Annotated in this window: 15 protein-coding genes; 11 read left to right on the top strand and 4 right to left on the bottom strand. The window is 72.1% G+C overall.

The window, feature by feature from the left end:
• Position 1 precedes the first annotated feature (1 nt).
• Positions 2 to 1804, bottom strand: a complete 1803-nt coding sequence (locus tag GA0070623_RS06040; RefSeq protein WP_407937968.1) for a family 43 glycosylhydrolase — start codon at positions 1802 to 1804, stop codon at positions 2 to 4.
• A gap of 563 nt (positions 1805 to 2367) precedes the next feature.
• Positions 2368 to 3132 (bottom strand): FadR/GntR family transcriptional regulator, encoded by a 765-nt coding sequence (locus tag GA0070623_RS06035; protein WP_084261406.1) that lies wholly within the window; start codon positions 3130 to 3132, stop codon positions 2368 to 2370.
• Positions 3133 to 3287: 155 nt separating this feature from the next.
• On the opposite strand from GA0070623_RS06035, the gene GA0070623_RS06030 reads away from it, so the two are divergent.
• The 11 genes from GA0070623_RS06030 (at position 3288) to GA0070623_RS05975 (ending at position 15898) form a co-directional block, all read left to right on the top strand.
• On the top strand, positions 3288 to 4556 hold the full coding sequence (locus GA0070623_RS06030; RefSeq protein WP_067310625.1) for an ABC transporter substrate-binding protein: 1269 nt from the start codon (positions 3288 to 3290) through the stop codon (positions 4554 to 4556).
• Positions 4557 to 4559: 3 nt separating this feature from the next.
• Positions 4560 to 5522 carry a carbohydrate ABC transporter permease gene (locus GA0070623_RS06025; RefSeq protein WP_231932685.1) on the top strand — a complete coding sequence of 321 codons (963 nt, stop codon included), beginning with the start codon at positions 4560 to 4562 and terminating at the stop codon, positions 5520 to 5522.
• The gene (locus GA0070623_RS06020) at positions 5522 to 6349 is read left to right on the top strand and encodes a carbohydrate ABC transporter permease (protein ID WP_067310623.1); all 828 of its coding nucleotides are present in this window, start codon (positions 5522 to 5524) and stop codon (positions 6347 to 6349) included. Before GA0070623_RS06025 ends, GA0070623_RS06020 begins: the two co-directional genes overlap by 1 nt.
• A 1-nt stretch (position 6350) precedes the next feature.
• Positions 6351 to 7589: a mandelate racemase/muconate lactonizing enzyme family protein gene (locus GA0070623_RS06015; protein WP_067310621.1), complete on the top strand. Its 1239-nt coding sequence runs from the start codon at positions 6351 to 6353 to the stop codon at positions 7587 to 7589.
• A 29-nt stretch (positions 7590 to 7618) separates the two neighbouring features.
• Positions 7619 to 8647 (top strand): zinc-dependent alcohol dehydrogenase, encoded by a 1029-nt coding sequence (locus tag GA0070623_RS06010; protein WP_067310618.1) that lies wholly within the window; start codon positions 7619 to 7621, stop codon positions 8645 to 8647.
• The gene (locus GA0070623_RS06005; protein WP_067310615.1) at positions 8644 to 9405 is read left to right on the top strand and encodes an SDR family oxidoreductase; all 762 of its coding nucleotides are present in this window, start codon (positions 8644 to 8646) and stop codon (positions 9403 to 9405) included. Before GA0070623_RS06010 ends, GA0070623_RS06005 begins: the two co-directional genes overlap by 4 nt.
• Positions 9402 to 10271, top strand: coding sequence for an amidohydrolase family protein (locus tag GA0070623_RS06000; RefSeq protein WP_067310612.1), 870 nt, complete (start codon positions 9402 to 9404; stop codon positions 10269 to 10271). Before GA0070623_RS06005 ends, GA0070623_RS06000 begins: the two co-directional genes overlap by 4 nt.
• The gene (locus tag GA0070623_RS05995; RefSeq protein ID WP_067310609.1) at positions 10268 to 11251 is read left to right on the top strand and encodes an aldo/keto reductase; all 984 of its coding nucleotides are present in this window, start codon (positions 10268 to 10270) and stop codon (positions 11249 to 11251) included. Before GA0070623_RS06000 ends, GA0070623_RS05995 begins: the two co-directional genes overlap by 4 nt.
• Positions 11252 to 11305: 54 nt before the next feature.
• Complete coding sequence (locus GA0070623_RS05990; protein ID WP_084261405.1) at positions 11306 to 13705, top strand: RICIN domain-containing protein; 2400 nt, start codon at positions 11306 to 11308, stop codon at positions 13703 to 13705.
• A gap of 192 nt (positions 13706 to 13897) precedes the next feature.
• Complete coding sequence (locus tag GA0070623_RS05985; RefSeq protein ID WP_067310603.1) at positions 13898 to 14698, top strand: alpha/beta hydrolase; 801 nt, start codon at positions 13898 to 13900, stop codon at positions 14696 to 14698.
• A 330-nt stretch (positions 14699 to 15028) separates the two neighbouring features.
• On the top strand, positions 15029 to 15898 hold the full coding sequence (locus GA0070623_RS05975; RefSeq protein WP_067310600.1) for an LLM class F420-dependent oxidoreductase: 870 nt from the start codon (positions 15029 to 15031) through the stop codon (positions 15896 to 15898).
• Positions 15899 to 16028: 130 nt separating this feature from the next.
• Here the strand turns inward: GA0070623_RS05975 and GA0070623_RS05970 are convergent, their stop codons facing one another.
• Positions 16029 to 17675: an amidase gene (locus tag GA0070623_RS05970; RefSeq protein WP_269458972.1), complete on the bottom strand. Its 1647-nt coding sequence runs from the start codon at positions 17673 to 17675 to the stop codon at positions 16029 to 16031.
• Positions 17675 to 17974 (bottom strand): hypothetical protein, encoded by a 300-nt coding sequence (locus tag GA0070623_RS05965; RefSeq protein ID WP_067310594.1) that lies wholly within the window; start codon positions 17972 to 17974, stop codon positions 17675 to 17677. The genes GA0070623_RS05970 and GA0070623_RS05965 overlap by 1 nt, the downstream gene beginning before the upstream one ends.
• Positions 17975 to 18089 lie beyond the last annotated feature (115 nt).

Below are 18089 nucleotides of genomic sequence, written 5' to 3'. Positions count from 1 at the left end.
GTCAGACGGGGGTGCAGGTGAGGTCGGTCGGTGGCTGGTTGCTGCCGGTGGTCGAGCTGATGTAGCCCACTGTGGTGGAGCCACCGGCGGCGAGCTGCCCGTTGTAGGCGGCGTTGGTGACGGTCACCTGGTTGCCCTGCTGGGTCAGGGTGCCGTTCCACGCCTGGGCCACCGTCTGCCCACTGGGGAGGGTGAAGCTCACCCGCCAGCCGGTGATCGGGGTGGACCCGTTGGTGATGGTCAGCTTGCCCTCGAAGCCGCCCTGCCAGGTGTTGACCACGGTGTTGGTGGCGGCGCAGGAGCGCCCGCCGGGCGTGGTCGGAGCCGGGGTCGTCGGGGCCGGGGTCGTCGGGGTGGGGGTGGGGGTGACGGTGGGCGTCGGGGTGGGCGTCGCGGTCGGGGTGGGCGTCGGGTTGCTGCCACTGCTGAACTGCCACCAGTTGACGTTGAACAGGGTGCCGCTGCCGCCGGTGAACCGCAGGTACATGTCGTGGGTGCCGGTCGCGCCGGAGACCGGGCAGGAGACGGTCTGCCAGTTCTGCCAGCCACCGGTGACCGGCACGGAGCAGCTGGCCACCCGGGTGCCGGTGGCGCTGTCCAGCCGTACCTCGATGGTGCCGCCGCTGCCGGCCGAGGCCACCCGGGCGTTGAAGGAGGTCGCGCCGGTGCCGAAGCCGACCCCCTTGACCTTGATGTAGTCGCCGTTGTCGATGAAGCCGACGTTCATCCCGCCCTCGCTGGACGCCTCGGTCTCGATCCCGGAGCCCCAGGCGATGGTCTCGGCCTCCTGCCGCACGTACGGGTTGAGGGTGCCGATCTGCGGCGCGCCGGTGCTGGTCATGTTGATCGTCGGGATGGTGCCGTTGGTGCCGTAGGTGAACTTCTCCACCGCGACCGACCGGGTGTAGCCGCCGCCGCCGGGCAGCGCGCCGTTGTGGTAGAAGAAGTACGACCCGCCGTTGAAGTCGACGATTCCGGCGTGGTTGGTGAAGCTGCCGCCCTGCCGGGGCATGACCGTGCCCCGGTAGGTCCACGGCCCGGTGGGGCCGGGCGCCGTGGAGTAGCCGATGAACTCGCTGCAGCACTCGGCGGCGAAGACGTTGTAGTAGGTCCCGTTGCGCTTGAAGACCCAGGGGCCTTCCTCGTAGAGGGTGGGGCGGGTGGCGTTGCCGTTGCGGGTGCCGTAGCCGGCGGTGGTCAGCGGGATCTTGGTGACACTACCGGAGTACGAGATCATGTCGGGGTTCAGCTTGACGTACCACAGGTTGGGGTTGCCCCAGTAGAGGTAGGCCTGCCCGTCGTCGTCGATGAAGACGGTCGGGTCGATCTCGCCGTTGGCCGCCAGCGGCCGGCCGATGGCGTCCCGGAACGGGCCGGTGGGGCTGTCGCTCACCGCCACTCCGATGGCCATCGAGTTGGTCGACTTCGCGGTCACCGGCACGTACCAGTAGAACTTGCCGTTGCGGGCGATGACCTGGCCGGCCCAGGCGTCCGCCTTCGCCCAGCTGAAGGTGCCGACGTTGAGCGGCGAGCCGTGGTCGGTCCAGTTGACCATGTCGGCGGAGGACCAGACCCGCCACTCCTTCATGGTGAACCAGGTCGAGCCGTCCTCGTCGTGGCCGGTGTAGAGGTACACCCGGCCGTCGTGCACCAGCGGAGCCGGGTCGGCGGTGTAGATGTGCTGGACGATGGGGTTGTCGGCCTTGGCGGCGCTGGTCGGGAGCAGCGTCGAGACCAGGATCAGGGCCGCGAGCCAGGCGAAGGAGCGCCGCAGGCGGGTCAGTGGTGGCAGTGCGGGTCTCACCAGTACCTCCCAGATGGGCGATGCGTGTCGAGGGTGGCGTCGGCGCTCCGGCGGCACACCGGACGGTCGGCCCGGGACGCGATGCTGGTGCCGGGCTTCGCCGGGGTGCCGCCGTGCGGGTACGCGGTGTGGGTACGCGGTCCCGATCGCGCGCTGACCGATGGGCACGGCACTGTGGTCAGCGCGCGATCGGGTCGGATCCCCACGGAGGCCATGGGCGATACGCGCCGGGGCTCCCGGGTGAGTCGAAGGATCGACGACCCGGCGGCGTGCAGCGTCCACACGAGTGCCCGGAGGTGTCCGACCGGCGTTGCCCGCGCCCCACTCCGTGCCGCCGACGGATGCCGGTGGACGGAGTGCGGAAGCGTGCCCTTCGCTTCTGGGGCCGACGTTAGCTTGTTATCGTTAACACTCGCAAGCCATTGACGTCCGTTGGTTGAGCTACCCGCGGTCGGCGGCCGGCTGGTCGATGTCCGCCGGGCCGCCCGGGAGCGCCCGGAGCCGGTCGCGGTGGGGTCCGCAGCCGGGTGGGGGTGCGCAGCCGGGTGGGGTCGGGCCGGGCCTCAGCGCACCAGCCGTGCGGTGTCCGGGCCGCTGCGGCGGACCAGCCAGGCCTCGGTGATGTGGGTGACCATCGCCTCGGCGGCGCCGTCCGGATCGTGCGCCGCGATGCGCTCGTAGATGCGCCGGTGCCCCTGGTTGGACGCCACGCAGAGGGACCGCTCCGAGCGGCCCATGTAGCGGGCGGTGTTCACCACCTGGCTCTCCAGGGACCGCACCACGCCCCGGGCGATCCGGTTTCCGGACGCCTGCATGATCATGTCGTGGAACGCCCGGTCGTGTTCGTGGTAGGCGACCTGGTCGTCGACCAGCTCGTCCATCCGGTCGACCAGGGCGCGCAGCCGGTCGACCGTCGTCCGGTCGGCCAGCCGGGCGGCGACGTTGGCCATGTCGGACTCCAGCACCCGCCGGGTGGCCACCAGGTCGTCGAGGATGGTCAGGCTGTCGTCCTCGGCGATGGTCGCCGCGAGGACCAGCTCGTCGAGCATGTCCCACATCGACGGTGGGGTGACGATGGTGCCGCTGCCCTGCCGGACCTGTACCAGCCCCTTCTCCTGAAGGATCTTGACGGCCTCCCGGACGACCGTGCGGCTGACCGAGAACGCCTCGCAGAGCGCCGGCTCGGGGGGCAGTGGGGAGCCGGGCGGGTGCACGCCGCGCACGATGCGCTCCACCAGTTCCGCGGTGACGGCCGTGGCGAGGTTGGTGGGCCGCCGGGCCCAGGTCGGGGGTGTCGACGCGTTCAGGGTGATCTCTCGTGCCGTCATGTCCCCTCCACTGCCTTCCGCGGACCGCGCCACGACCTGCTGCCTGTCGCGAATTCTACGGCGCACTGTTGACGTCATACGTCATACGAGTTACCTTTCCGTCAAATTCATGCCTCCCGATCAGTGTGGCAGGCGGAGTCGAAGGTGGGCAGCCGATGAAGCAGCGGACAGTGGTCTCGACCGTACTCGTCGCGGCGCTGGCGCTGGCCGGGTGCGGGAGTGCCGCCGGGACACGCTCCTCCCCGGGAGGTTCCGCCGGGAAACTGGTGGTCTGGGACTGGAAGTCCGGTGAGCCGACCGCCGCCGCCTACCTGCAGAAGGCCAAGGCCGACTTCGCCCGGAAGCACCCGGACGTCACCGTCGAGTTCGTCGCCCAGCCCTACGAGCAGTACTACACCCTGCTCGGCACGGCGATCCAGGCCGGCAAGGGACCTGACGTGATCCTGTTCAACGGCGGCGGCCAGCTCCGGGACCGGACCGACGCGCTGCTGCCGCTGGACGAGTACGTGGCCGAGGACCGGCAGCGGCTCGCCGGCTGGGAGGCGTTCACCAAGGGCGGCAAGACCTACGCCGGCCCGGTCACCCTCCAGGGCCACCCGATCTACTACAACCGGACGCTCTACGACAAGGCCGGCCTCGACCCCGCCAAGCCGGCCACCACCTGGCCGGAGTTCGTCGCCAACTGCGCCACCCTCACCCAGCGGACCGGCGCGAAGTGCCTGGCCCTCGGCAACAAGGAGGGCTTCGGCATCCAGTTCTTCCTCTCCGCCTTCGGCACCGGCGTGCTCACCCCGCAGGAGCAGGACGCCTGGATCGCCGGCAAGCGGGACTGGACCTCCCCCCACGTCAAGCGGATCTTCGCGCTCTGGAAGGAGACCCAGGACGCGAAGCTGAACAGCGACGGGGCGAACTCGACGGCCATGTTCAACGACGCCTTCGCGATCTTCCAGTCCGCGAAGGCGGCCCACGTCATCGGCCTGATGTCGGACGTGGGGCACTGGAAGGACTTCAGCGAGTTCGTTCCCGCCGAGAAGCTGGGCGTGATGCGTGCCCCGGTCGTCGAGCCCGGCGCCACCCCGAACCTGCCCTTCGACGGCGGCATCGGGTACGGCGTCGCCACGTGGACGAAGGACCCGAAGGTCGCCGCCGACCTGGTGCGCTCGCTGACCTCCACCGACGCGCTGAAGTCGTTCTACGCCGACGCCGGTGCGATCGCCGCCGACACCACCATCGACGTGTCCCAGGGCGGCCCGGCGGTGGCCACCATCGTCGCCGACCTCAAGGCCGGCAAACCCGCCCTGCACGTGGCGCTCTCCTCGAAGACGCTCGACCTGATGGGCCGGCTCTCCCAGCAGCTGCTCAGTGGCTCGATCTCCGTCGACGAGGCGGTGAAGCAGCTGGCCGCCTCCGATCAGGCCGGCTGACCGGTGTCGATCCCCGAGACGGCGGCGTCGGTCCGGCCGGCGCCCACCGGACCGACCGTCCCGACGCCGCGCCGGTCGCCCCGCGCCCGGGGACCGCGCGGCGGCCGGCGGGCGGAGCGTCTCGCCCCCTACGTGCTGCTGGCCCCGGCCCTGCTGATCCTGCTGCTGCTGCGGTTCTGGCCGCTGCTGCTCGGGGTCAACTTCTCCTTCACCGGCGACGGCGACCGCGACGGGCTGGCGGTGGGGCTGGACAACTACCGGGAGCTGTTCGGGGATCCGCTGTTCCGGGGCGCGCTGCGCAACGTCGGCCTGCTCGTGCTGCTGCTGCCGGTGGCGGTGGCGATTCCCGGCCTCCTTGCGACCTTCATCTACCTGCGGGTACCCGGAAACCGGCTGTACCGCAGCGTCTACTTCTTCCCGGCCGTGCTGTCCCCGGTCATCGTCGGGGCGATCTTCAATCTCCTGCTCGCCTTCGACGGCCCGCTCAACGCCCTGCTCGGCGGGGTCGGCATCGGGCCGGTGGACTGGCTCGGCGACCCGGACCTGGCGATGTTCGTGGTGGTCGGGGTGCACGTCTGGGCGACCTTCGGGATGGCGCTGGTGGTGTTCCTCGCCGGCTTCGCCACCCTGGACGCCTCGCTGCTCGACGCGGCCCGGGTGGACGGCGCGTCGCTGCCCCAGACCATCCGGCACGTGATCGTCCCCAGCCTCTCCCGGACCATCCAGTTCGTCGTCGTCACCACGATGATCGGGATGTTGACCTCCATGTTCGGCCTGCTGTACGTGATGACCAGTGGCGGGCCGGAGGGCTCGACGTACCTGCCGGAGTACTACATCTGGATCCAGCAGGGACAGATGAACCGGCCGGCGCTCGCCTCGGCCGCCTCGACGGTGCTCTTCCTCATCATGCTCGTGGTGGGGCTGGTGCAGATCAGTCTGCTCCGCCGGACGGTGCGGGAGGCGTGATGTCCAACGTCCGGTGGGGCCGGTGGCTGATCGCCGTCCCGATGGCGGTGCTTGCCCTGGCGACCGTCTACCCCCTGGTCTTCACGGTCAACGTGGCCATGAAGACCCGGCGGGACTACGTCCTCGACCGGTTCTCGCTGGCCGACACCCTGCGCTGGGAGAACATCGCCACCGCGTGGAACAGCGTGGGGATGGCCCGGTACCTGGTCAACTCGACAGTCGTGGTGACGGTCTCGGTGCTCCTCCTGCTGCTGTTCGGGTCGATGGCCGGCTTCGCGTTGAGCCAACTGCGCTTCCGGGGCTCGTCGGCGCTCTTCCTGTGCTGCCTGGCGGCGCTGTTCGTGCCGTTCCAGGTGATCATGGTGCCGCTGGCCCGGATCATGTCCGACGCCGGTCTCGTCGACACCTACCCGGGGCTGGTGCTCGCCTACGTGGCGCAGTTCCTGCCCTTCACGATCTTCCTGATGACCAGCTACTACCGGACCATCCCGACCGAGATCGTCGACGCGGCCCGGATCGACGGCAACGACGTCTACGGCGTCTACCGGCGGATCATGGTGCCGCTGGGCACCCCGGCGCTGCTGTCGGTCGGCATCCTCGACGCCCTGTTCTGCTGGAACGACGTGCTGATCTCGTTGCTGCTGATGCCCTCGGCCGACCACCGCACCCTGATGGTCGGGGTGACCTCGCTGCGCGGGCAGTACTCCGACGACATCCCGACCTTCGCCTCGGGGGTGCTGATCGCCGCGGTACCCGTCCTGGTGGTGTACCTCTTCCTCCAGCGCCAGATCGCCGACGGTGTCGCCGCCGGCGCCACGAAGGGCTGACATGCGGATCACCGGATACCGGACCCTGACCACCGTGCAGGAGTGGGGACGTCCCGTCGGCGACGCCAACGGCGTCTTCACCGACGGGGTGACCACTGTCCCGATCATCGTGGTCGAGACCGACGAGGGCATCACCGGAGTCGGCCTCGGGCCGTACGCGGACGTCGAACGGATCTTCGCGGCGATCGACGGTGAGGATCCCCGCGCCGTGACCACCCTCTACGACCGGATGCTGCGGCAGACCTTCAAGGCGGGGCACGCCGGCTCGGTCTTCGGCACCATCGGGGCGCTGGACACCGCGCTGTGGGACATCAAGGCCCAGGCGGCGGGCCAACCGCTCTGGCGGCTGCTCGGCGGACGCGACCGGCGGGTGCCCGCCTACGCCTCCGGCCTCGACATCGGCCTGGACGACGACGCGCTCGCCGCCGCCTACGAGGTCTACGCCCGGCACGGGCTGCGGGCCGCCAAGCTCAAGGGCGGCCTCGACATCGAGCGGGACCGGCACCGGCTGCACCTGGTCCGGGACGTGCTGACCGAGGCCGGGCGGGGGCAGCGCCCCGGCCTGATGCTGGACGTGAACGAGGCCTGGAGCCGCAAGCAGGCCGTCCGGCACGTCGGCGAGCTGGAACGCACCCTGGACCTCGTCTGGATCGAGGAACCCGTACGGCGGTGGGACGCCGAGGGCCTGGCCGTCGTCGGGCGCGGGATCCGGGCCTCGGTCGCCACCGGGGAGAACCTGACCGGCCTCGAACAGTACCGGCCGCTGATCGCCGCGACGGCGGTCGACGTCGTGCAGATGGCCGCGGTGTGGGGGGTGACCCACTTCCTCCGGGTGGCCGCCCTGGCGCACGCCTACGACCTGCCGGTCAGCCCGATCGGCAACAGCCCCCTCGGTCTGCTGCACGCCGCCACGTCGGTGCCGAACCACCTGGTCAGCGAGCTACAGGACCTTCGGCCGCCGGTCGGCGTCGCCGTCGACCTGCACGTCGAGGACGGCGCGTTCGTCCTCGGCGACGCGCCGGGGCTGGGCGTCACGCTCGCCGAGGAGGAGATCCGGCGGTATCCGCGCCGCTCGGACGTGCCCACCCCGGAGGGGCCCAACGTGCGACCGGAACGCGCCGGGCACCGGCTGCTGGCGGTGGCCGAGCAGACCCCCGCCGGGCCTGGCCGGTACGTGACCCCGCTGCCCGGCGCGGCGGCGCACCACCACGACGGCCTGCCGTCCGCCGTCCGGCACTGACCCCGACCCCGACCCACGAGGGAGCACGTATGAAGGCAGTGGTCTACCGAAGCGCGCGGCAGCTGGAGGTCGAGCGGCGTGCCCCGGAGCCGCCGGGGCCCGGCCAGCTGCGCATCGCGGTGGCCTACACCGGGATCTGCGGCACCGACCTGCACGTCTACCACGGCGACATGGACGCCCGGGTGGGCGCCGCCGCGGTGATCGGGCATGAGATGTCCGGCCGGGTCGCGGAGGTCGGCCCGGACGTCACCGGTTTCGCGGTGGGCCAGCCGGTCACCGTGCTGCCCACCCGCTACTGCGGCCGGTGCGTCGCCTGCCGGCGCGGGGACTCGCACATCTGCCATGCGATGAACTTCCTCGGGGTGGACTCGCCGGGTGCCATGCAGTCGTCGTGGACGGTCCCGGCCGACCTGGTGGTGCCGCTCCCCGACGAGCTGCCGCTCGACGAGGCCGCCCTGGTGGAACCGGTCGCGGTCGCGGTGCACGACGTGCGGCGGGGCCGGGTGACCGCCACCGACCAGGTCGTGGTGGTCGGGGGCGGGCCGGTCGGCGTCCTCATCGCCACGGTCGCCCGGCACCGGGGCGCGCGGGTCCTGCTGGTGGAACCGGACCCGTTCCGCCGGTCGGTGGCGGCCGGGCTCGGCATCGACGCCGTGGACCCGGGGGACACCGACGTGCCGGCGCTGGTCGACGAGCGCACCGACGGCGCGGGCGCGGACGTGGCCTTCGAGGTTTCCGGCTCCGCCGCCGGGGTCGGCACCGCGGTCGACGTGCTGACCACCCGGGGCCGCCTGGTCATGGTGGCGATCCATCCGCAGCCCCGACCGGTGAACCTGCACCGGGTCTTCTGGCGCGAGCTGGAACTGCTCGGCGCCCGGCTCTACCGGCGTGAGGACATGGTGGAGGCGGTCGGGCTGGTCGCCTCCGGTGTGGTCCCGGCCCGGCGGCTCATCTCCCGGGTGGTGCCGGTGGACGAGGCGGCGTCGGCCTTCACCGCCCTCGAGGCCGGCGGCGGTGTGCTGAAGGTACTGCTCGACCTGCGGGAGGCCGACCGATGAGCGCCCTGTTCGACCTGTCCGGCCGGACCGCCGTGGTGACCGGCGCCCGCCGGGGCATCGGGCTGGCGATGGCCGAGGCGCTGGCCGTCGCCGGTGCCGACGTCGTCGGCGTCTCGGCGCAGCTGGAGGCCACCGGGAGCGAGGTGGAGCAGCGGGTACGCGCGGCCGGCCGCCGGTTCACCGCGCTGCGGGCCGACCTGGCCGACCGGGCCGCGGTGCGCCGGCTCGTCGGGGAGCTGCGTGACCTCGGCCCGATCGACATCCTGGTCAACAACGGCGGCACCATCGCCCGCGCCCCGGCGGCGGAGCACTCCGACGAGATGTGGGACCACGTCCTCGAGGTCAACCTGACCAGCCAGTTCGTGCTGAGCCGGGAGATCGGTCGGGACATGGTCGGCCGGGGGAGTGGGAAGATCATCTTCACCGCCTCGCTGCTCAGCTTCCAGGGTGGCGTCACCGTCCCCGGTTACGCCGCCGCCAAGTCCGGCCTCGCCGGGCTCACCAGGGCGCTGGCCAACGAGTGGGCGGCGCACGGGGTCAACGTCAACGCCATCGCCCCCGGCTACGTCGCCACCGACAACACCCGGGCGCTGCGCGAGGATCCGGAGCGCGAACCGGCCATCCTCGCCCGGATCCCGACCGGCCGGTGGGGACGCCCCGACGACCTGGCCGGCGTCACGGTGTTCCTGGCCGCGCCGGCATCGGACTACGTCAACGGCGTCGTGCTGCCCGTCGACGGCGGATGGTTGGGCCGATGACCACGCCCGGACGCGCCGACGTCATCGACGCCCACCACCACCTCTGGACCCGGTCCCGGCACCCGCAGCCCTGGATCGACCCGACCACCATGGCGGCGATCGACGCCGACTTCACCCCCGCCGACCTCGCCCCGGTGGCCCGCGCCGCCGGGGTCACCCGGACCGTGGTGGTGCAGGCCAACTCCACCGAGGCCGAGACGGTGGACCTGCTGGGCGTCGCCGCCGCCGACACCCTGATCGCCGGGGTCGTCGGCTGGCTGGACGTGACGACCGACGACGTCACCGACCGGCTGGCCCGGCTACGGGCCGCCCGGGGCGGCGACCTGCTGGTCGGCGTCCGGTACTCCGTCCAGGACGAACCCGACCCGACGTTCCTCGACCGGGCCGACGTGCGGCGCGGGATCGCCGCGGTGGGCGCCGCCGGGCTCGCCTTCGACCTGCTGGTCCGGCAGCACCAGCTCGGCGCGGCCGCTCGGGTGGCGCGCGACCTGCCCGAGGTACGGTTCGTCCTCGACCACCTCGGCAAGCCCGCGCTCGGCGGAACCGACCTCACCGACTGGGTACGCGACCTGCACGCCCTCGCCGCGTCCCCCAACACCACGGCGAAGCTCTCCGGACTGGTCACCGAGGTGCACCGGCCGGCCTGGACGTCGGACGACCTCCGACCGGCCGTCGAGCACGCCCTCGACGCGTTCGGCCCGGACCGGCTGATGTTCGGCTCAGACTGGCCGGTCTGCCTGCTCGCCAGCTCCTACCGCCGCTGGATCGACACCCTGTCGGTGCTGCTGGCCCCGCTCGGCCCCGACGAACAGGCGGCGATCTGGCGGCGTACCGCGCGGCGGGCGTACCGGCTGGCGGCGTCGTGAGAGCGCACGCGCTGCCCCGCCGGCCGACGGTACGCCTCACCGAGCTGGGGTTCGGCGGGGCACAGGGCGGCAACCTCTACCGGGCCACCACCGACGAGGAGTTCGCCGCCGCGATCGACACCGCGTGGGAGGGCGGGCTGCGCTACTACGACACCGCGCCGCACTACGGGCTCGGGCTGTCCGAGCGGCGGATCGGGGCGGCCCTGCGATCCCGGCCGCGCGACGAGTACGTGGTGTCGACGAAGGTCGGCCGGCTACTCGTCCCGTCGCCACCGGACGCGCACCGACGCGACCCGGAGGGGTTCGACGTCGCCGCGGACCACCGTCGGGTCTGGGACTTCAGCCGGGACGGGGTGCTCCGCTCGTTGGAGTCCAGCCTGGCCCGCACCGGCCTGGACCGGGTGGACGTGGTCTACCTGCACGACCCCGACGACCACTGGGAGCAGGCCGCCACCGAGGCGGTGCCCGCCCTGGTGGAGCTGCGCGACCAGGGCGTGGTGGGGGCCATCGGCGCCGGCATGAACCAGTCCCACCTGCTCACCCGGTTCGTCCGGGAGACCGACGTCGACGTGGTGATGTGTGCCGGCCGGTACACCCTGCTCGAACAGGGGGCGCTGGCCGACCTGCTGCCCGCCGCGCAGGAGCGGGGCGTCGGCGTGGTGGTCGCCGGGGTCTACAACTCCGGTCTGCTGTCCCGGGACCGGCCACCGGCCGACGCGACCTACAACTACCGGCAGGCCCCGCCGGAGCTGATCGACCGGGCGCGGCGGATCGCCGACGTCTGCGGATCCTACGGCGTCACCCTGCCCCAGGCGGCGCTCGCCTTCGTCCGGCGACACCCCGCGGTCGTCTCGACGGTCGTCGGGCTGCGTACCGGGGGCCAGGTGACGCAGAGCCTGGCCCGGTCGGACGCCGACGTCCCGGCGGCGCTGTGGCCGGCGCTGCGCGCCGCCGGTCTGCTCGCCCCGGTGGCGGCATGATTCCACCGCGACCGGGGGCACCCCACCACACCCCACCCCGATAGGAGTCCCACCGTGTCCGTCCCGACATCCCCCAGGGGGCGCCGGCAGGTGCTGGCCGGGCTGGCCGCCACGGCGCTCGCCGCCACGGCCGCCGTGCTCGCCCCGGCCGCCCCCGCCCTCGCCGCCACCACCACGCTCTACGCCGCACCCTCCGGTAGCGGCACCACCTGTGCCGCCAGCCAGCCGTGCACGCTGACCGAGGCGCAGAACGCCGTCCGGTCCCGCACCGCCGGGATGTCCGGCGACATCGTGGTCGAACTGGCTGACGGCGTCTACCGGCTGGCCGCGCCGCTGCGGTTCACCGCCGCCGACTCCGGCACCAACGGCTACACCGTGACCTGGCGGGCCGCCGCCTCCGCCCGCCCGCAGATCAGCGGGGCGCGTGCGGTCACCGGCTGGTCGCAGGTCGACGCGGGGAAGAACATCTGGCGGGCGAGCGTGCCCGCCGGGCTGGACAGCCGGCAGCTCTACGTCAACGGCGCGGTCGCCACCCGGGCGCGGACCGCCGTCAACCGGGCCGACTTCACCTTCACCACCAGCGGCATGCGGTTCAGCAACGGCGCGCTGAGCTACCTCAACAACCTGGGCAACCAGAACCGGGTCGAGGTGGAGAGCGTCGGCTCGTTCACCGACCGGTACTCGCCGGTGCAGAGCATCAGCGGCAACTTCCTGACCATGCAGCAGCCGGCCTGGAACAACAACACGTTCGGCTTCGACACCCTGTCCAAGCCGCACCGCGCCGGCCCGTTCTACCTGGCCAACGCATACGAGTTCCTGGACAGCCCGGGGGAGTGGTACCTGAACCCGGGCAGTGGGCAGCTCAACTACATCCCGCTGGCCGGGCAGGACATGAACAGCGTCAGCGTGGAGCTGCCCCAGTTGCCGTCCCTGGTCAACGTCGGTGGCAGCTACGACGCCCCGGCGCACCACATCGCGTTCAGCGGGATCACCTTCACCGGCACCAGCTGGCTCGGCCCGAGCAGCAGCAACGGCTTCGCCGACCAGCAGACCGGCGCGCACATCACCGGCACCTGGGCGCGTCCGGCCGACGCCCTGACCTCCTGCCAGGAGGGTTGCCCGCTGTTCGAGGCGACCCGGCCGAACTGGAACCAGATGCCGGCCGCTGTGCAGATCTCCGCCGCCAACACCGTCACCTTCAGCGACTCCCAGTTCGTCAACCTCGGGCAGACCGCGATCGGCATCGGCAACGACGCCAACGCGCACGCCAGCGGGGTCGGCCTGGGGGCCAGCAACATCACCGTCACCCGCTCCGAGATCGCCCGCAACTCGGCCGGCGGGGTGGTGGTCGGCGGGGTGCGTGCCGACGCCCACCACCCGAGCGACCAGCGGATGGTCAACAGGAACATCACCATCAGCAACAACCGGGTGCACGACCTGGGGCTGGAGTACCGGGGCGTGGTGTCGATCCTGACCACCTACGTCAACACCTCGCTGGTGTCGCACAACGAGGTGTACAACATGCCGTACACCGGGCTGTCGGTCGGCTACGGCTGGGGCGCCAACGACGCGGGTGGCAGCAACCACTACGCCGACCGGGGGCTCTACAACTACCAGCCGCGCTACTCGACGGCCACCACGGCGGCCAACAACCAGGTCGTCGGCAACTACGTGCACGACGTGATGCAGCAGATGACCGACGGCGGCTGCATCTACACGCTGTCGGCCAACCCGGGCGGACTCATCAGCGAGAACCACTGCCTGCGCACCAACGGCTGGTTCGGGCTCTACTTCGACGAGGGCTCCCGCTACTACACCGCCCGCACCAACGTGTTCGCCAGCACCGGCACCTGGGCCACCGCCAACTACTGGTACGCCGAGAACATGGGCAACTTCACCGTCACCAACAACTGGTCGACCAACAACAGCACCAACGTGACCAACGGCGACCGGGGCAACGTCGTCAACAACAACACCGTGGTCAGCAACAACAACTGGCCCTCGGGCGCGCAGACGGTGATCGCCAACGCCGGCGTGCAGGGCACCGGCAACCCGCCCCAGACCCAGGCCGGGCAGCTCGTCGGGGCGCAGTCCGGCCGGTGCGCCGAGGTCACCGGCTCCAGCACCACCAACGGCGCGCAGGCCCAGCTCTGGGACTGCACCGGCGGGGCGAACCAGCGGTGGACCCGGACCGCCAGCCGGCAGCTCATGGTCTACGGCACCAAGTGCCTGGACGCCTCCGGGCAGGGCACCGGCAACGGCACCCAGGTGGTCATCTGGGATTGCAACGGGCAGGCCAACCAGCAGTGGAACGTCAACGCCAACGGCACGGTCACCGGGGTGCAGTCCGGCCTCTGCCTGGACGCCAACGGCGCGGCGACGGCGAACGGCACCAAGTTGATCCTCTGGGCCTGCAACGGCGGCACCAACCAGCAGTGGAGCCTGCGCAGCTGACCGGTCGCGCCCGCCCGGTCCGCCGGGTGGGCGCGGGATCGGGCCGCCGACGCGCACGTGGCGGCGCGGCCGGGTGAACCGGGTGCGGGGCGGGCGACGACCGGGCCGCCCGCCCCGCACGCCGTCGGCCCACCGGTTAACCTGTCCGCAGCGTCGCGTGCCGGTGACGGACGGATCGTCAGGCATGGAGGCGTGGTAGCGAAAGGTGGCACTGCCATCTCGCCGACTCAGGCAACGATCTCCGAGCGGATCACGGTCTATCCGGCCGCCGACCGTTTCACCGGCCCCCGGCCGGCCGTGCTGGTCCTCCCCGGCGGCGGCTTCCGGGAGCTCCCACCGCACGAGGGGGAGGGCTACGCCCGCTGGCTGGCCGGCATCGGGCTGCACGCCTTCGTCCTCGAATACCGGCTGCTGCCCGACCGGTTCCCCGCACCGTTGCAGGACGCCCGTGCCGCCCTGGACCAGGTCAGGAGCGGTGCCCACGGGCTCGACACCGGCCCGGTGGGGGTGATCGGCTCCAGCGCCGGTGGGCAGCTGGCCGGCCTGCTGATGACAGGTGCGGTGCTGTCGATCGAGACCGGCGTCGTCGACCCGCCGCGTCCGGACTTCGCGATCCTGGCGTACGCCCTGGCCGACCTGGATCTGCTTCCGCCGCCGGCGGTCGAGGGGCTACTGGGTGAGCTGATCGCGATCAAGGACGAGTTGTCGCCGGCGCGGCACGTGGACGCGACGGCCTGCCCGACGTTCGTATGGGCGGCCGCCCAGGACCCGCCGGGGGTTCCCAACGCCCTGGAATGGGCCCGGGTGCTCGTGGCGGCCGGGGTTCCGGTCGAACTGCACATCTACCCGCGCGGTGGACACGGCATCGGGCTGGCCGACGGCGTCACGTACGGCGGCCGGAGCCACCCCTTCATCGCCCGCGACGCGCACACGGCCACCTGGACCGACGCGTGCGAGGCGTGGCTGCGGGCCGAGGGTTTCCTGACCCCCTGACCGGCCGGTTTCCGGTGCGGGTCGGACCGGCGGACCGTCAGGCCGTAAGTGGCAAGCCCTGCTGGTCGATCTCGTCACCGAGGCGCGGGGGCCGGAGTCGGCGGACTACCTGGCCCACGTCCTGCTGGCGGCCGTCCGGAGCGACCTCGTGGAACACCTGCGGGACTGGCCCGAGGAACGCTGGGAGGCGGGGCTACGTGCCCTGACCCGCGCGGTGCTGGGCGGCTGACCCTTCGCGGTGCTGGGCGGCTGACCCTTCGTCCCCCGGCCGGTCGGCGACCGGGCGGACGGCCCGGTGCGCGACTAGGCTCGGTGCGGAGGTGGCGAGGCATGAGACTCGGACTGCACTACTGGAACTACTCGACCCCGGCCGATCCGGCGGCGATCGCACCGACCCTGATCGAGACGGCCACCATCGCCGAGGAGGCCGGCTTCGCGTCGTTCACCGTGATGGACCACTACTTCCAGATGGAGGCCATGGCCCCGGCCGAGGAGCCGATGCTGGAGGCGTACACGACGCTGGGTTTCGTCGCGGCGCGGACCTCGCGGATGACGCTCGGCGTGCTGGTCACCGGCGTGATGTACCGCTACCCGGGGCTGCTCGCCAAGATCGTGACCACCCTGGACGTGCTCTCCGGCGGCCGGGCCCGGCTCGGCATCGGGGCGTCCTGGTACGAGCGCGAACAGCACGGCCTCGGGGTGCCGGTGGTGCCGGTGGCCGAGCGGTTCGAGCGGCTGGAGGAGACGCTGCGGATCTGCCGGCAGATGTGGAGCGACGACAACGGGCCGTTCGAGGGCCGGCACTACCGGCTGGCCGAGACGCTCAACTCGCCGCAGCCGCTGCAACGGCCCCACCCGCCGATCATGATCGGTGGCAGTGGCGAGAAGAAGACCCTGCTGCTGGTGGCCCGGTACGCCGACGCCTGCAACCTGTTCGGCAGCAGCCCCGCCGAGGTGGCGCACAAGCTGGACGTGCTGCGTGGGCACTGCGCCGCCGAGGGCCGCGACTACGACGCCATCGACAAGACGGTGATCATGATGCGACCGCCGCTGGCCGACGTGGACGGGTTCCTCGCCGAGGTGGCCGAGTACGCCGCGCTCGGGGTGTCCGAGGTGCAGGTCACCCCGGACCGGCACCCGGTGGAGTTCACCCGGCGGGTCGCCACCGAGGTGCTGCCGAAGCTGGCCACGATCGACTGAGGTCGGTCACCATCCGGTCGACCCGGCCGGGCGGGGGATGCCGGTGGCGGCACCTCCCGCCCGGCCGGCTGTGGTCCGCCGCCGGGTGCCGTCCGTCCGCCGGTGAGCCGGCGGGCGGACGGCCTGACGGTCACTGGCTGAGCCGGGCCACCTCCTCGGCGGTGAGCCGCAGACCGGCCGGGGCCACGCCGCGCGCCGTCGCCGGGGTGGCCGGCGGGTCGGCCGGTCGCCGCAGGTGCCAGTCGGTGACCGCCTGGTAGGCGGCGACCACCGACAGCAGCCGGTCCTCGCCGTACGGCAGGCCACCGAGGATCGTGCCGATCGGCAGTCCCGCGGCGGTGAACCCGATCGGGAAGCCGATCTCGGGCAGGCCGAGGATGTCGAACGGGACCGGGCCGGTCTGCACCACCACGTCGCAGCCGGCGAAGAGCTGGTCGAGCACCCGCTCCATCAGCAGCAGCTTGGCCCGCTGGCCGGTGATGAACTCGCCGCCGCCCAGCAGCGCGCCCTGCAACCAGCCGGTCACCGACACCCCGAAACCGCGCAGGTCGGTGCGCAGGTAGGGCAGGAACGGCTCGGTGCGCTCCGGCAGCCGTACGTTGTTGAACGCGCTGCCGGTGAGCAGGTCCCACTCGTCGGGCAGCGGCACGTCGACCACTGTCGCGCCGGGGATCGCGGCGAGTTTCGCCAGGTACGCCTGCCGGGCCAGCGCGGTCTCCGAGGTGCCGGCGGTGAAGCCGGGCAGCACCCCGATCCGGGTCTTCCAGCGCAGCTTGAGCTTGCCGGCCTGGTAGGTGGGGGTGGCCGCGTCGATCAGCTTGGGCACCTCGGGCAGGCCCTGGCTGCGCGGGTCGGCCGGGTCCTCGCCGGCCATCGCGGTGAGCATGATGGCGGCGTCCTTGGCGTCGCGGGCCAGCGGGCCGGGATGGTCGCGGGTGTAGCTGAGCGGGATGATCCCGTGCAGCGACACCCGGCCCATGGTCGGCTTGAGCCCGGTGAGGTTCTGCGCGTTGGACGGCGCGGTGATCGACCCGCCGGTCTGGGTGCCGGTGCCGGAGGTGGCGAGCCGTCCCGCCACGGCGGTGGCCGTGCCGGTGGACGATCCGCCGGGGTCGGTGGCCGGGTTGGTGGGGGTCCAGGCGTTGACCGTGGTGACCACCCCGCTGGGGGTGGTGGCCCGGGTGGTGGCCAACGGACCCATCTGGGTCTTGCCCAGCGCGATCGCCCCGCCGCCGGTGACCAGCCGGGTCACCGCCGTGGCGTCGTACGGTGGCCGGAAGTCGGCGAACAGGTAGGAGCTGGCGGTGGTCGGCACCCCGGCGGTGTAGTAGTTGTCCTTGATGGCCAGCGGGATGCCGTGCAGCGCGCCCCGGTGCGGCTTGCGGGCCATCGCGCGGGCCGCCTTGACCGCCTGCTCGGCGAGCACCAGGTTGAACGCCTGGTAGGTCGGCTCGTAGCGGGAGATCCGGGCCAGGTAAGCCTCGACCAGCTTCTCCGGGGTGAGCTTGCCGGCCCGGATCAGCCAGGCCGCCTCGGCGATGGTCAGTTCGGTCGGGTCGGCCACCGCCTCCGGGCGCGGCTTGACGTAGGCGTTGGGCACGGCGAGCGCCGGGTTGTAGCGACCGGCCGGCACGGCCGATGTTCGGGTGCTGCCGGCCGCCGAGGCGACGGCGGGCAGGCCGACCACGCCGCCGACGGCCGAGGCGGTGGCCAGCGCGGCGGTACGGGCGAGGAAGGCGCGACGGTCGACGCCGTGGTCGGCAGGTGCTGTGCTCATCACTTCCGCCATTCCGTGCTGATCGAGGGGTAGAGCATCGGCGCGGGCTGCTGGGACAACGCCCTGGCCACGACCGGGTCGGTGCCCGCCGGGGCAGGCGGCTGGTAGGCGGCGAGGGTGCCGACCGTGCTACGGACGAACGAGCGCAACGAGGCCAGCACGGTGTCCTGCCCGGGGGAGCCGGTCTGCGGGTCGGCGGTGGTGCCGGCGGGCAGCTGGCCGAGGTCGATGCCGAGCGACGCGAGGCGGGCGCGGATGAGGACGTCCAGCTCGGCGTCGGTCGGTGGGGTGGGGGCCATGACGCTCCTTGAGGGGTGGGCGACGATGACCCACTGTCGAGCCGGATCGTGTCACCAACGTGACAAGTTGATCTCGGCATCATGAAGCCATGCAGGTCAATGCCCGTTTACCGCC

Origin of the sequence: Micromonospora rifamycinica (genome assembly GCF_900090265.1) — a bacterium.
In the GTDB taxonomy this organism is placed as follows: domain Bacteria; phylum Actinomycetota; class Actinomycetes; order Mycobacteriales; family Micromonosporaceae; genus Micromonospora; species Micromonospora rifamycinica.
Note: the sequence above shows the minus strand (reverse complement) of the source record. Positions and strands in the feature narration are given on the sequence as shown.